This window comes from Pseudomonas cuatrocienegasensis (assembly GCF_900110925.1).
Lineage (GTDB): Bacteria > Pseudomonadota > Gammaproteobacteria > Pseudomonadales > Pseudomonadaceae > Aquipseudomonas > Aquipseudomonas cuatrocienegasensis.
In genome coordinates this window covers 40520-54805 of sequence record NZ_FOFP01000004.1, presented here as the reverse complement: position 1 = coordinate 54805, position 14286 = coordinate 40520, and the positions used below count along the sequence as shown (strand labels likewise).

At 64.2% G+C, this 14286-nt stretch carries 12 protein-coding genes; 11 read left to right on the top strand and 1 reads right to left on the bottom strand.

All coding sequences use genetic code 11. The features are described 5' to 3' along the window. The 9 genes from BMW49_RS07185 (at position 1) to BMW49_RS07145 (ending at position 9658) form a co-directional block, all read left to right on the top strand. Complete coding sequence (locus BMW49_RS07185) at positions 1 to 1431, top strand: alginate O-acetyltransferase (protein WP_069520054.1); 1431 nt, start codon at positions 1 to 3, stop codon at positions 1429 to 1431. 14 nt (positions 1432 to 1445) lie between these two features. Then, positions 1446 to 2582 carry a mannuronate-specific alginate lyase gene (locus BMW49_RS07180; protein WP_069520030.1) on the top strand — a complete coding sequence of 379 codons (1137 nt, stop codon included), beginning with the start codon at positions 1446 to 1448 and terminating at the stop codon, positions 2580 to 2582. A 124-nt stretch (positions 2583 to 2706) separates the two neighbouring features. After that, entirely contained in the window at positions 2707 to 4242 is a 1536-nt protein-coding gene (locus BMW49_RS07175; protein WP_069520029.1) for an MBOAT family O-acyltransferase, read from the top strand. Positions 4243 to 4253: 11 nt separating this feature from the next. Continuing rightward, positions 4254 to 5402, top strand: coding sequence for an alginate O-acetyltransferase (locus tag BMW49_RS07170; RefSeq protein WP_069520028.1), 1149 nt, complete (start codon positions 4254 to 4256; stop codon positions 5400 to 5402). A 74-nt stretch (positions 5403 to 5476) separates the two neighbouring features. Further along, entirely contained in the window at positions 5477 to 6124 is a 648-nt protein-coding gene (locus tag BMW49_RS07165; protein WP_069520027.1) for an alginate O-acetyltransferase AlgF, read from the top strand. Between the two features lie 164 nt (positions 6125 to 6288). Continuing rightward, positions 6289 to 7731: a mannose-1-phosphate guanylyltransferase/mannose-6-phosphate isomerase gene (locus BMW49_RS07160; protein ID WP_069520026.1), complete on the top strand. Its 1443-nt coding sequence runs from the start codon at positions 6289 to 6291 to the stop codon at positions 7729 to 7731. A 125-nt stretch (positions 7732 to 7856) separates the two neighbouring features. After that, entirely contained in the window at positions 7857 to 8321 is a 465-nt protein-coding gene (locus BMW49_RS07155; RefSeq protein WP_069520025.1) for a multidrug transporter, read from the top strand. Positions 8322 to 8478: 157 nt separating this feature from the next. Next, a complete protein-coding gene (locus tag BMW49_RS07150) occupies positions 8479 to 9306 on the top strand; it encodes an SDR family oxidoreductase (protein WP_069520024.1) in 828 nt (275 codons plus the stop codon). Positions 9307 to 9313: 7 nt separating this feature from the next. Then, positions 9314 to 9658 carry a hypothetical protein gene (locus tag BMW49_RS07145; RefSeq protein WP_069520023.1) on the top strand — a complete coding sequence of 115 codons (345 nt, stop codon included), beginning with the start codon at positions 9314 to 9316 and terminating at the stop codon, positions 9656 to 9658. Between the two features lie 12 nt (positions 9659 to 9670). Here the strand turns inward: BMW49_RS07145 and BMW49_RS07140 are convergent, their stop codons facing one another. Further along, on the bottom strand, positions 9671 to 10267 hold the full coding sequence (locus BMW49_RS07140; RefSeq protein WP_069520022.1) for an eCIS core domain-containing protein: 597 nt from the start codon (positions 10265 to 10267) through the stop codon (positions 9671 to 9673). A gap of 197 nt (positions 10268 to 10464) precedes the next feature. Between BMW49_RS07140 and BMW49_RS07135 the strand changes: the two genes are divergently transcribed. Both BMW49_RS07135 and BMW49_RS07130 read left to right on the top strand, forming a co-directional pair. Then, positions 10465 to 11826, top strand: coding sequence for a putative bifunctional diguanylate cyclase/phosphodiesterase (locus BMW49_RS07135; protein ID WP_069520021.1), 1362 nt, complete (start codon positions 10465 to 10467; stop codon positions 11824 to 11826). Between the two features lie 118 nt (positions 11827 to 11944). After that, complete coding sequence (locus BMW49_RS07130; RefSeq protein WP_069520020.1) at positions 11945 to 14281, top strand: DEAD/DEAH box helicase; 2337 nt, start codon at positions 11945 to 11947, stop codon at positions 14279 to 14281. Positions 14282 to 14286 lie beyond the last annotated feature (5 nt).

The following is a 14286-nucleotide window of genomic DNA, read 5'->3' as shown; positions in this document are numbered from 1 at the left end:
ATGACCCCACGCCATTTCAAACTCCGCCACCTGGCCCTGGCCTGCAGCCTGCTCGGCCTGTCCAGCATGGCCCAGGCCGAGCTGCCTGGCCCGCAGTACCAGGTGCAGCGCGTCGGCCCTCTGTGCCCGATTGCCCAGGACCCGGCCCAGTACAACACCAAGTACCTGAGTTTTTTCACCGCTTTGGTGCAAGGTAAGGGTGACTGGCTGTTCCGCAGCCGTTACGACCTGCGCACCGACTTCGGCACCAGCGCCTACGGCTACCAGCAGTTCAAGAAGCTGCGCGATGCACTCAAGCGCAAAGGCGTCGAGCTGATGGTCGTCTACCAACCGACCCGCGGCCTGGTCAACCGCGAGCACCTGACCGATGAGGAAAAGGCCCGCTTCAACTTCGACCTGGCCAAGGCCAACTACATAAAATCCATCGAAGGCTTCCGCAAGGCTGGGATCTGGACCCCGGACCTTTCACCGCTGTTCGATGAGCGCGATGTGGAAACGCCCTACTACTTCCAGGCCGACCACCACTGGACCCCAGCCGGCGCCGAGCGCACGGCGCGTCTGGTGGCCGAGACCCTGAAGGATGTGCCTGGCTTCGCCGACATCGAGAAGAAAGAGTTCGCCAGCACCGTCACTGGCCTGCTGCCCAAGGCCGGTACCCTGCACAAGACCGCCGCGCAATTCTGCGGCACCACCTACGCCACCCAGTATGTCGATCGCTACGAGACCGAGCCGGTTGGCGAGGCCAGTGCCGACAGCCTGTTCGGCGATGAGGCCAACCCGCAGATCGCCCTGGTCGGCACCAGTAACAGTGGCCCGGCTTATAACTTCGCCGGCTTCCTGCAGCAGTACAGCGGCGCCGACGTGCTCAACCTGGCGGTTCCCGGTGGCGGCTTCGACAGCGCCCTGCTGCAGTACATGAGCAGCCAGGAATTCCATGACAACCCGCCGAAAATCCTTATCTGGGAATTCGCCACCCACTACGACCTGGCGCAAGCGAGCTTCTACCGCCAGGCCGTTCCGCTGGTGGATAACGGCTGCGTCGGCCAACCGGCCGCGATGACAAACAAGGTCACGCTCAAGCCCGGCGCCAACGAGATTCTGGTCAACGGCGATACCGCACCGCTGCGCGACCTGCCGGGGCGCGACTACCAGATCGACCTGACCTTCAGCGACCCGACGGTGCACGAGGCCCAGGCGGTGCTCTGGTACCTCAACGGCCGCCGGGAGCAGTTCAAACTCGAACAGAGCGACCGCGTCGACACCGGCGGGCGCTATGTCTTCGAGCTGCGCAATGACCCTGACTGGGCCGACCTCAACCTGCTCGCCCTGGAAATTCAGGGGCCGGACAACATGCCCGCCAACCTGAGCGTAGAAGCCACTCTGTGCAAGCGCCCTGGCGCTAAAGCCCAGGTCGCGGCACACGCACAGTGAGGCAAGGAGAGACCATGCAAGGCGTCAACCCGACCACTCGCCCTCGTTACGCCAGCCTCAGTCGCTGGCTGTGGCTGCCCTGCGTGCTCGGTGCCGGCCTGCTCGCACAGACCGCCCTGGCCGCGCCGCTGGTACCGCCCAGCGGCTACTACGCCGCTGTCGAGCAACGCGACAAGCCTTCGCGCAGCTGTGATGCGCCGCCCAAGCCGTACACCGCCAAGCTGGACTTTCGCAGCAAGTACGAAGGCTCGGACAGCGCCCGCGCAACCCTCAACAAGTCCTCGGAAAAAGCCTTCCGCGAGAGCACCGCAGACATCACCAAGCTGGAGCGCGGGGTCAACCGACAGATCCTCAACTACATGCGTGGCGGCGACCGTCAGCAACTCGAGTGCGCACTGAACTGGATGAGCACCTGGGCCCAGGCCGATGCCCTGATGAGCCCGGAGTACAACCACACCGGCAAATCGATCCGCAAATGGGCGCTGGGCACATTGTCTTCGGGCTACCTGCGGCTGAAGTTCTCCGAGTCTCGGCCGCTGGCGCCCTATGCCGAGCAGAGCAAGTTGATCGAAGACTGGTTCGTGCGCATGGCCGAACAGACGGTGCACGACTGGAGCGATCTGCCGCTGCGCAAGATCAACAACCACAGTTACTGGGCCGCCTGGTCGGTCATGGCCACCGCGGTGGCCAGCGACCGTCGCGACCTGTTCGACTGGGCCGTGGAGCAGTTCCGCGTGGGCGCCAACCAGGTCGACGAGCAGGGTTTCCTGCCCAACGAGCTCAAGCGTCGTCAGCGCGCCCTGGCCTACCACAACTACAGCCTGCCGCCGCTGGTGATGGTCGCCGCCTTCGCCCAGGCCAACGGTGTCGACCTGCGCGGCGAGAACCATGGCGCCCTCAAGCGCCTGGCCGAGCGAGTGCTGGACGATATGGAAAAGCCCGATGACTTCAACAAGCGCACCGGGCAAAAGCAGGACATGGAAGAGCTGCACAAGCACTTCAAGTTCGCCTGGCTGGCGCCCTACTGCACGCTCTATGACTGCACGCCGCTGACCCGTGAGCGCGAGCAAAAGATGGGGCCGTTCCAGACCTTCCGTCTGGGTGGCGACGTGAGCCAGGTGTTCAACCCCAAAAAGGCTGACGACAGCTGATAGCAACGCCCGTCTGCATGCTTGAGCGGAGTCGGTCAGCAGCCACTCCACTGTATTGAAAACGCCCCCCGCCAGCGGGGGGAATGGGGGGCTTATCCCCCGTGTGACTCACCGGAGATCCAGGATGGTCTTTTCATCCAATGTGTTCCTGTTCCTGTTCCTGCCGATCTTTCTCGGCCTGTACTACCTGAGCAGTAACCGCTACCGCAACCTGCTGATCCTGATCGGCAGCTACTTGTTCTACGCCTGGTGGCGGGTGGACTTCCTCCTGCTTTTCGTCGCCGTGACCCTGTGGAACTACATCTTCGGCTTACGTATCGACCGCGCCGGAATCGGCAGCAAAGCCGCACAGCGCTGGGTGCTGTGGGGCGTGGTCGGCAACCTGGCGACCCTGGCCTACTTCAAGTACGCCAACTTCGGCATGGCCAATATCAACGCAGCCCTGGAAGCCGCCGGCTTCGAGCCGTTCCTGTTGACCCACGTGATCCTGCCGATTGGGATTTCCTTCTACATTTTCCAATCCATCAGCTACCTGATCGACGTCTACCGCGGCGACACCAAGCCCACGGAAAACCTGATCAACTTCGCGGCGTTTATTGCCCTGTTCCCGCAACTGATTGCCGGGCCGGTGCTGCGCTACAAGGATCTGGCCGACCAGTTCACCGACCGCACCCACAGCGTCGACAAGTTCAGCGAAGGCGCCACGCGCTTTATGCAGGGCTTTGTGAAAAAGGTCTTTATCGCCGACAGCCTGGCGCCATTGGTCGACCACTGCTTCGCCCTGGAAAACCCCAGCACCGGTGATGCCTGGCTGGGCATGATCGCCTACACCGCGCAGCTGTATTTCGACTTCTCCGGCTACAGCGACATGGCCATCGGTTTGGGGCTGATGATGGGTTTCCGCTTTATGGAAAACTTCAACCAGCCCTACATCAGCCAGTCGATCACCGAGTTCTGGCGGCGCTGGCACATCAGCCTCTCCACCTGGCTGCGCGACTACCTGTACGTGCCCCTGGGCGGTAACCGTAAAGGTACCTTCAACACCTACCGCAACCTGTTTCTGACCATGCTGCTGGGCGGTTTCTGGCACGGCGCCAACTGGACCTTTCTGATCTGGGGCGCCTGGCACGGTGCCTGGCTGGCCATCGAGCGCGCACTGGGGGTCAACGCTGCGCCCAAGGTCATCAACCCGCTGAAATGGGCTTTCACCTTCTTCCTGGTGATGCTCGGCTGGGTGATCTTCCGCGCGGAAAACCTCGACGTGGCCTGGCGCATGTACGCCGCCCTGTTCAGCTTCAACGGCTGGGCCTTGAGCGAGCTCAACGCCGCGCAGGTTACCGACCTGCAGATCGCCACCCTGGTACTGGCCTATGCGGTACTGGCGTTCTGCGGCCTGCGCCAGTTCTACCGGCACAACCGCCAGAGTAACGACAGCCGCGCCGACGGCCCGGCCACCGCGCAGCCGCGCATGGTCAAGGCCGTACCGGGTGACGACGCTGGCCTGGTGGTCGCCGGCGGCGCCGTACAGGTTCAGGCACCGAGCTGGAGCGCTGCCATACCGCGCTATGCCGTGCGTGCGCTACTGCTGGTGCTGTTCTGCGCCTCGGTGCTGAAGCTCTCGGCACAAAGCTTCAGCCCTTTCCTCTACTTCCAGTTCTGAGTGAGGCGACCATGACCCGTCAGCTACGCAAACTCTATATCGCCCTGTTCCTGGGTGTGCTCGGCCTGCTGTTTATCTGGTCGCTGCGCAGCTTCGCCAGCTACCAGTTGCCGCCCACCATCAGCGTGCTCGATGGCGGCCTGGCCAAGACCTTCGAGCAGCACTACGACAAGCAGTTTCCGGTCAAGGACATCGGCACCAACGTCTGGGCCGCCCTGGACTACCTGCTGTTCGGTGAAGGCCGGCCGGGCGTCGTGGTCGGTGAGCGCGACTGGCTCTACACCGACGAGGAATTCAACCCGGTGGCCGGCGGCGAGCAGCACCAGCGCGACAACCTGGCGATCATCCGCGGGGTACGCGACGAGCTGGCCCGGCATGACGTGCAGTTGGTGCTGGCCATCGTCCCGGCCAAACGCCGCCTCTATCCCGAGTTCGTCGGCGAGCACGCTGTCAGCAGCCAACACCAGGCGCTGTATGAGCAGTTCCACCAGGCCGTGCGCCAGGCCGGGCTGAATGCGCCGGACTTGCTTGCCCGCTTGCAGCCGGCCAAGGATGACGGGGCGCTGTTCCTGCGTACCGACACCCACTGGACCCCCCAGGGCGCTGACCTGGTCGCCCGTGCCCTGGCCGATGCGGTGCAGGCCAGCGTGCGCCTCAACGGTGAAGCCCAGACTTACGTGACCCAACCCCGCGCCGAGCAGCGCTACAAGGGCGACCTCACCAGCTTCCTGCCCATGGACCCGCTGTTCAGCACGCTGATGCCCGAGCAGGACCGCCTGCAACGCCGCGATACCCACCCGGCCGAAGGCGTCACCGATAACCCGGAAAGTGCCGACGCGCTGTTCGCCGATAACCAAATCCCGGTGGCCCTGGTGGGCACCAGTTACAGCGCCAACCCCAACTGGAACTTCGAGGGTGCCCTGCGCGAACACCTGCAGCGCGACCTGGCCAATTACGCCGAAGACGGCCAAGGGCCAATCGTGCCGATGCTCAAGTACCTGAACAGCGATGCCCTAGAACAAGGCGCACCGCAGGTGGTGATCTGGGAGTTCCCCGAGCGCTACCTGCCGATGGCTCCTGACCTCAGCGGCTTCGATGCCGACTGGGTCGCCACCCTAAAGGCGACCCCGGCAACGCAACGTTTGGCCAACAACCCCTGACGAACAAAGCCGAGCGGCACGCCGCTCACCCAACAACGGCTTAGCAGCCTTGAACCACCCAATGGAGGAACACCATGACCCGACACACCCAACGCAGCTGGATGTCCTGCGCCGTCGCCCTTTCCCTGGGCCTTGCCAGCCTGCCCAGCCTGGCCGGCGAAGGTGGCCTGTACGCCCCGAATGCGCCCAAGGGCTCAGCCTTCGTGCGCGCCTACAACGCGGGCAACAGCGAGCTCGATGTCAGCGTCGGCAACACCGCGCTGAACGACATCGCGCCCCTGGGTTCCAGTGATTTCAGCTACCTGCCCGCCGGCAGCTACAGCGCCCAGGTGGGCAACACCACCCTGCCAGTGACCCTGGAAGCCGACCATTACTACACCCTGGTCAACCAGGCCGGCAGCGCGCCGAAACTGGTGCCCGAGGCGCCCTTCAACAACAAGCAGAAAGCCCTGCTACGCGTGCAGAACCTGTCCGACAGCCCGCTCAGCCTGAAAACCGCCGACGGCAAGGCCGCCGTGGTCGAGGCCGTGGCACCGAACGGCAGCGGCGAGCGCGAGGTCAACCCGGTCAAGATCAGCCTGGCGTTGTTCGATGGCGACCGCAAGATCAGTGACCTCAAGCCCGTGACCCTGGCCCGCGGCGAAGTCGTGGCGCTCTACATCACCGGCAGCGGCGAGCAGCGTTCGCCGGTCTGGGTCAAGCGCCCGGCACGTACAGATTGATACCCGTTTTTTTGTCTAAACGATGTCCGCACGAGCACAAGAACAGCGCCCCCACGCAGGGACGCAATGGAGAGGTTCCCCCTGCCCAACCGGCAGGGCAGCAGGGGCTTCCCGCATCCGCGGGGAGCCCAACCGAATGCATTGAACGCGTCAGGAGAATCGACATGATCCCAGTAATTCTTTCCGGTGGCAGCGGCTCGCGACTCTGGCCTCTTTCGCGCAAGCAATACCCCAAGCAGTTCCTCGCCCTGACCGGCACCGACACGCTGTTCCAGCAGACCCTCAAACGCCTGGCGTTCGATGGCATCCAGCCGCCTATCCTGGTGTGCAACAAGGAGCACCGTTTTATCGTCCAGGAACAGCTGCAGGCGCAGAACCTGGCGTCCCAAGCCCTGCTGCTCGAACCCTTCGGCCGCAACACCGCCCCGGCGGTGGCCATGGCCGCGATGAAGCTGGTAGGCCAGGGCCGCGACGAGCTGATGCTGGTGCTGCCCGCCGACCACGTGATCGAAGACCAGCCGGCCTTCCAGAAAGCTCTGAACCTGGCGCGTGAAACCGCCGAGAAAGGCGAGATGGTGCTGTTCGGCATCCCCGCTACCCGCCCGGAAACCGGCTATGGCTACATCAAGTCGGTGGCCGATGACGCCCTGCCTGAGGGCGTTATCCGCGTGCAGCGGTTCGTTGAAAAGCCTGATGAAGCCCGCGCCCGCGAGTTCGTCGCCAGTGGCGACTACTTCTGGAACAGTGGCATGTTCCTGTTCCGCGCCAGCCGTTACCTGGAAGAGCTGCAGCGCCACGAGCCGGATATCTACGACACCTGCCTGCTGGCCCTGGAACGCAGCGAAACCGATGGCGACACCGTCAACATCGATGTGGCCACCTTCGAATGCTGCCCGGACAACTCCATCGACTATGCCGTGATGGAGCGCACCAACCGGGCCTGCGTAGTACCGCTGAACGCCGGCTGGAACGACGTCGGCAGTTGGTCGTCGATCTGGGACGTGCATGCCAAGGATGCCAACGGCAACGTCACCAAAGGCGACGTCACCGTGCACGACAGCCGCAACTGCCTGGTGCATGGCAACGGCAAACTGGTCTCGGTGATTGGCCTGGACGACATCGTGGTGGTGGAAACCAAAGACGCCATGATGATTGCCCACAAGGACCGCGTGCAGGACGTCAAAACCGTGGTCAACCAACTCGACGCCCAGGGCCGCAGCGAAACCCAGAACCACTGCGAGGTCTACCGTCCGTGGGGCTCCTACGACTCGGTGGACACCGGCGGACGCTTCCAGGTCAAGCGCATCACCGTCAAGCCCGGCGCGCAGCTGTCGCTGCAGATGCACCATCACCGTGCCGAACACTGGATCGTGGTCTCCGGTACGGCTGAGGTCACCTGCGACGACAAGACCTTCCTGCTCACCGAAAACCAGTCGACCTACATCCCCATGACCTCCGTGCACCGCCTGAGTAACCCAGGCAAGATTCCGCTGGAGATCATCGAGGTGCAGTCCGGCGGTTACCTCGGTGAAGACGACATCGAACGTTTCGAGGACGTTTACGGGCGTACCGATAACGTCGAAGTCGTGCAGATCGCAGCACGTTGAAACACTCGCCCGCCCCTTGCCGGGCGGGCCTCTACTGCCTCTCAGGCACTGTCGGCCATATGGTCGGCAGACCCCAGGGCACAGCTTGTGTAGGATGAACCCATCCCTCTACACAGGAGCTGCCCATGCTGTACGGCGCAATACTGGTACTGAGCTGGCTGATCCTGCTGATCCGCTATCCCAGCAAAGCCCTGCCCATCACCCTGGCCGCCCTGGTTGGCCTGGGCCTGGTCGCCAGTTGGGTGCTTTGGCAGGAAAGCCGCGAGAACCGTCACCTGGCCCACCTCGAACTGCGCCTCAACTACGCGCCCACGGACTGCCCCGCTGACCGTCCGCTGTCCGTCGAACTGAAAAACGGCAGCAGCGCCGCACTGCTCGAACTGCACTGGCAGGTCGCCGCCTACCGTCCCGGCGACACCATCAATCTGGCTGAACGCCTCTACGAATCCCCACGTTACAGCGGCCCCGGCGAACTCTTGCCCGGCTCCAGCTGGCAATCCTGCCAGCCCCTGCCAACCCTGCGCAGCGGTTACCGCGCCGAGACCCTGCAGTTCCGGGCCGAGCGTGTGCAAGGCAGTTTTAGCCGCTAGCGCCGATGCCAGATATCGACGAGGTGTGTGGGAGGAGCCTTAGCCGCGACGCTTTAAGAGTCAATCACGCCTAAAGCGGGATGCCGCCCGCCCCTCCCACAAAACGCGATAGATTAGTCGTGTTGCACTACCAGCCCGCCCACAAGGAACCTAACCCATGACCCAGCCTGTCGCCCTGATCACCGGATGCTCCAGCGGCATTGGCCGTGCCCTGGCCACTGAGTTTCAGCAGGCGGGTTACCGCGTCTGGGCAACGGCACGCAAGGCCGAAGACCTGGCTGCACTTGAAGCAGCCGGTTTTACTGCCATAGCCCTGGACGTCAACAATCCGGCCGAACTGGCCCAGTTGGTCGCGCGCCTGGACGAAGCCGAAAGTGGCCTCGACGTACTGATCAACAACGCTGGCTACGGCGCCATGGGACCGCTGCTCGACGGCGGTGCCGAAGCCATGCGCCGGCAGTTCGAGACCAACGTATTCGCCCTCGTCGGCGTCACCCGCGCCTGCTTCGCCCATCTGCGCCGCAACAAAGGCCTGGTGGTGAATATTGGCAGTGTCTCCAGCGTTCTGGTCACCCCCTTCGCCGGCGCCTACTGCGCATCCAAGGCCGCCGTGCATGCCCTCTCGGACGCCCTGCGCATGGAACTGGCGCCCTTCGCCATCGACGTGATGGAAGTGCAGCCCGGCGCCATTGCCTCCAGCTTCGGCGCCAACGCCAGCCGCGAGGCCGAGCAGTTGCTCGACGAAGGCTCGCCCTGGTGGCCGATCCGCGAAGGTATCCGCGCCCGTGCCCGCGCCTCCCAGGACAACCCCACTCCAGCCAGCCACTTCGCCCGCAACCTGCTCGCCGCCGTACAAAGCAACAAACCGCCGCGCCTGCTGCGCATTGGTAACGGCAGCCGCGCCCTGCCGCTGCTGGCGATGCTGCCCAAGGCCCTGCTCGAACGCGTTCTGAAAAAGCGCTTCGGCTTAGACCGCACCCTGTGAGCAAAGCATGATCCGCCTGGCGCTGAGCGGCATCGCTGCCGTCGTGATACTCAACTTGCTGCTGCGCACCTTCGTGCGCCTGGGCGGGCCGCTGACCACCCTAGTGATCGCCGCCGCAGTCGCCGCCGGCATGGCCCTGTGGTTCAACTGGCGACAGGCGCGCCGCCCTGAACCGAGCGAAGGCTGGCAACTGGTCGTCCTCTATGGCGGCGGCCTTGGCCTGCTCTACTTAGGCCTGCTCGGCATGATGCTGATCAAGGACGACCCCAGCCCAATGGGCCTGCTGATCCTCGCCGTGCACTACGCCTGCTATCCGCTGTGCGCCTGGCTGGCAGTCGTCAAACGGCGTTAAAGCGCATCGCAGCTACTGCTGGAGCAATGGCAACGGCTCAGGCATACGCCCCGAGGTGAGGCCAAGCGCCTCGGCCACCTCGCGCTGCTTGGTGTAGGCCGGCGCCTCGATTGACTGGTAATCGCGGATATAGCGCGCGGCGAACTGCGCCACGCCCCATTGCTGGTACTGCTCGACATGGGTCAGCTCGTGCACCCAGAGCACCAGGTTGTCTTCGGCGTCAGCGGCATGGCGGAAGATCACCACATCCACCAAGGTCACCGCACTGACATCCGGGTTCTGTAATACCGCGTTAGCCGCATTCAACTCCTCGGCACCGCCAACGCGATAACGCGCGGCATTCAGCACATGGGCCGGGTAGAACGGTTCAAGCTGCACCCGAATATGCAACGGCATTGGCTGCACACCTCGCGCCACCGCCACCTCACGCGCACGCAACAACCACTGCTGCAAGGCCACGGCCGCCGCCTGGCTAACCTGCTCGGCCATGACCTCGGTCTCTGGCGTACCCGGCGCGCAGAAACACACCAGCACGCAAATCGGCTGCTGCCCAGCCGGGCACACCGGCGCGGCTAGCGCTAACGCATTGCACAGAGCACCGAATACCATGCCAAACCACCACTTTCGCAATGCCTACTCCTCACTGACTCAGCCTTATAGCCGAGACGTCAGTGTAAAGTGCTGACTGAGCGGTCGCACTGGGCTTAGGTACAGGATAGACAACCCGCGAACGGCAAAAAAGACAACGCCCGCCTTGCATTCGGCTCAGCTTCCTCAAGACTGAACGGGCCACTTCGGGAGTTTCGATGAGCGTCCTGTCCACGTTTTTCCAGCATCTGCTGCAGCTCTGGCAGGCGCGCGATCTTGCCTTGATCGGTCAGCGCCGCGAGCGACGCATGCGTTTGTTGGCGAGCTTGGTGATGATCGTGATGGGTGTGTTCTGGGCCTGCGTATTCAGCCTGCGCGGTGCCTGGAGCATCGTACTGATGGACGTGCTGCTGATTGCCTGCGGCCTTGGCGTGTTGCTGCTGACCCTGCGCAACTATGCGCGCCAGGCCAACCTGCTGCTGTTCGGTACCGTGATCGTGATCATCGTTGGCATGACCCTGCTCCTGGACCCACCCAACGCCGTTGCGCCCCGCGCGACCCACCTGTACCTGCTGCCAGTCGCCGTGGCGGCGCTGATGGCTTTTCGCGATGAGCCCATGTGGCTGCGCTATGGCGCGGCACTGCTGTGTCTGCTGCTGTTTACCGGCCTGGCCTCCTCGACCTGGGCACCGACCTACGCTTACAGCTTGCCGGATGATGTCCGGGTGGTCGGCTCCTGGGTGCAAGGTATTGCCGCAATGGCGATGCTCTTTACCCTGCTGCATATTCTGCAAAGCGATGCCGCCGAGCGCTCGGCACTGGACAGCGACTTGCGCGCGGCCCTGCGCGAGGAGCAGTTTGTGCTGTATTACCAGGCGCAGCTGAACAGCCACGACCAGGTGACCGGCGCCGAGGTGCTGATCCGCTGGCAACACCCTCAACGCGGCCTTATCCCTCCTGGCGAATTCATCGCCCACGCGGAAAAAACCGGGCTGATTATCCCGATTGGCCAGTGGGTGCTGGCGCAAACCTGCGCCCAGCTGCAAGCCTGGAAGGTGGACCCGCGTTACGGCAACCTGGGTCTGGCGGTGAACATCAGTCAGAAGCAGCTGCGCCGGCCAGAGTTCGTTAGCGGCGTCCTGACGTTGATCGGGTCCTACGGGATCGACGCCCAGCATCTGGAACTGGAGCTGACCGAAACCCTGATCGTGCAGGACATGGACGACCTGATCCGCAAGATGACCGCCCTCGTCGACCAGGGCGTACGCTTCTCGCTGGATGACTTCGGCACGGGATTCTCATCCCTGAGCCACCTCAAACGCCTGCCCCTGAGCACCCTGAAGATCGACCGCTCATTTATCTGCGATCTGCCGAGCGATGCCAACAGCACAGCCATCGTGCGCACGGTCATCGCCCTTGGCCATAGCCTGGGTATGAACGTGATTGCCGAAGGCGTGGAAACCGAGGCGCAGCGCCAGTTTCTCGCCAGCAATGGCTGCCAGGCATACCAGGGTTACCTGTTTAGCAAACCAGTGCCGCTGGCAGCCTTTATGGCCTATGTAAAACAGCGCAACGGTTGAGCAGCAGGTTTAACCCGACTGATTGCCGCAACCCCCTGCGGCTGTGCCAGAATCGGCTGCTTTACCTGGTGTCACGGCATCGGGGTCGATAGATCACGCCCAGCAGGTTGCCCGCTTGATGACCGAGGACCGTCCTCACCTACACACTCTCGAGGTGCCCGAACAGCACCTGCGTGGCCTCGCGCCCCAGGCTCTGCTGACGCTCGGCAGCCACGTACGCGTGCACTTCGATGCGCGCAAAGGGCGCATGCACGAGCAGACCCAACACCGCGCCGCCCTGGCGTTCACCTACCTGGGCCACCCGGCCTTTGGCCGGGCCAACAAAGACCTGCTGGTGCGCCAGCCCGGCGCCGCCACCTTGCGCATTGAACGTGATGCCAACGGCGAAGCGCGCCTGCGTCAGCGCCTGGTAGACGCCGGCCTGCAAGTGGCCCTGCGCCAGAGCGAAGCCCTGGCCAATCACCCTGGTGAACACTTCGAGCTGCCCGGCGAGGTGGCCTGGCTGCAGTTCGTCCAGCATGTGGTCCCGCAGCTACGCCGCGACGGCTGGCATATTCAGATGCACCCGGAGTTCCAGTACAACCTGGCGCAGATCGACGACTGGTACGCCGAGGTCGAGGAAACCCGCGAACACGACTGGTTCGATCTGGAGCTGGGTATCGAGGTCGACGGCCAGCGCATCAGCCTGCTACCGATTCTGCTGCAAGCAATCCGTCGCACCCCTGGCCTGCTCAGCGGCGAAACCCTGGCCAAGCGTGCGGACGACGAACTGCTGCTGGTCAGCCTGCCGCACAGCACGCAGCGCGCCGCCCTGCCCTACGCGCGCCTCAAGCCACTGCTCGGCACCCTGGGCGAGCTGTTCTTTCGCGAACCCGGCGAGAACAGCGAACGCCTGCGCCTGCCACGGGCCGATGCTGCACGCCTGGGCGCCCTGCAGCAGGGGCCAACGCTGAGTTGGCAAGGCGGCGAGCGCCTGCGCGGTTTCGCCCAGCGCCTGCAGGCCCGCCAGTTGGCCCCGATCAGCGCGCCCGCCGGCCTTCACGCCGAGCTGCGCCCTTATCAGCTGCACGGCGTAGCCTGGATGCAGACCCTGGGCGAGCTGGAAGTCGGCGGCATCCTGGCGGACGACATGGGCCTGGGCAAAACCCTGCAGACCCTGGCCTACCTGCTCGCCGAAAAACAGGCCGGGCGCCTGCAGCAGCCGGCGCTGATCATCATGCCCACCAGCCTGATCCCCAACTGGCAGGACGAAGCGGCACGCTTCACCCCGCAACTGCGCGTCCTGGCCCTGCACGGCGCCAAGCGCCGCGAACTGTTCAAGCAGATCGCCGAGCACGACGTGCTGCTCACCACCTACGCCCTGCTGCCCCGCGACCTCAAGACCCTAGGCGCATACCAGTACCCGCTGCTGATTTTGGACGAGGCGCAAAACATCAAGAACCCGCGCAGCAAGGCAGCGTTGGCCGCCGGCCAACTGCACGCGCGTCAGCGCCTGTGCCTGACCGGTACGCCGCTGGAAAACCACCTGGGCGAGCTGTGGTCGCTGTTCAACTTCCTCATGCCCGGCTGGCTGGGCGACAGCAAAGCCTTCACCCAGGACTACCGTCTGCCCATCGAGCGCCAGGGCAATGCCCAGCGCCTGGCGCACCTGCATGGACGTATTCGCCCGTTCGTGCTGCGCCGGCGCAAGGAGGAGGTGGCCAGCGAGTTACCGCCCAAGACCGAGATCACCCACTGGGTCGAGCTCAGCCCGCTGCAGCGCGACCGCTACGAAACCCTGCGCCTGGCCATGGACAAAAAGGTGCGTGCAGAAATCGCCCGCCAGGGCATGGCGCGGAGCCAGATCGTCATCCTTGAAGCCCTGCTGCGTCTGCGCCAGGCCTGCTGCGATTTGCGCCTGCTCGACGGCAACGCCAGCGGCTTGACGGCTGCCGACTCGGGCAAGCTCAGCGCACTGCTGGCCATGCTCGAAGAGCTGGTCGGCGAAGGTCGGCGGGTGCTGGTGTTTTCCCAGTTCACCTCGCTGCTCGAACTGATCGAGCCGGAGCTGGAGGCCCGGCAGATCGCCTACACCCGCCTCACCGGCAGCACCCAGGACCGCCGCACACCGGTGCAGCAGTTCCAGGCCGGCGCCTACCCGGTGTTTCTGATCAGCCTCAAGGCCGGCGGTGCGGGCCTGAACCTGACCGCTGCCGACACGGTGATCCATGTCGACCCCTGGTGGAACCCGGCCGCCGAAGCCCAGGCCAGCGACCGCGCCTACCGCATCGGCCAGGACAAACCGGTGTTCGTCTACAAACTGATCACCCGCGGCAGCGTCGAGGAGAAGATCCAGCAGCTGCAACAGGGCAAAGCCAACCTGGCGCGCGGCGTGCTGGAGGGCGGCAGCCAGGCGCAGTGGCAGCTCAGCGAAGACGATCTACAGGCGCTGTTCGCGCCGCTCGAAGGCCCCTGAGCCGA

Coding starts and splice junctions, on each gene's coding strand:
- BMW49_RS07185 (WP_069520054.1), top strand. CDS start 1: ATGACCCCACGCCATTTCAAACTCCGCCACCTGGCCCTGGCCTGCAGC.
- BMW49_RS07180 (WP_069520030.1), top strand. CDS start 1,446: ATGCAAGGCGTCAACCCGACCACTCGCCCTCGTTACGCCAGCCTCAGT.
- BMW49_RS07175 (WP_069520029.1), top strand. CDS start 2,707: ATGGTCTTTTCATCCAATGTGTTCCTGTTCCTGTTCCTGCCGATCTTT.
- BMW49_RS07170 (WP_069520028.1), top strand. CDS start 4,254: ATGACCCGTCAGCTACGCAAACTCTATATCGCCCTGTTCCTGGGTGTG.
- BMW49_RS07165 (WP_069520027.1), top strand. CDS start 5,477: ATGACCCGACACACCCAACGCAGCTGGATGTCCTGCGCCGTCGCCCTT.
- BMW49_RS07160 (WP_069520026.1), top strand. CDS start 6,289: ATGATCCCAGTAATTCTTTCCGGTGGCAGCGGCTCGCGACTCTGGCCT.
- BMW49_RS07155 (WP_069520025.1), top strand. CDS start 7,857: ATGCTGTACGGCGCAATACTGGTACTGAGCTGGCTGATCCTGCTGATC.
- BMW49_RS07150 (WP_069520024.1), top strand. CDS start 8,479: ATGACCCAGCCTGTCGCCCTGATCACCGGATGCTCCAGCGGCATTGGC.
- BMW49_RS07145 (WP_069520023.1), top strand. CDS start 9,314: ATGATCCGCCTGGCGCTGAGCGGCATCGCTGCCGTCGTGATACTCAAC.
- BMW49_RS07140 (WP_069520022.1), bottom strand. CDS start 10,267: ATGGTATTCGGTGCTCTGTGCAATGCGTTAGCGCTAGCCGCGCCGGTG.
- BMW49_RS07135 (WP_069520021.1), top strand. CDS start 10,465: ATGAGCGTCCTGTCCACGTTTTTCCAGCATCTGCTGCAGCTCTGGCAG.
- BMW49_RS07130 (WP_069520020.1), top strand. CDS start 11,945: ATGACCGAGGACCGTCCTCACCTACACACTCTCGAGGTGCCCGAACAG.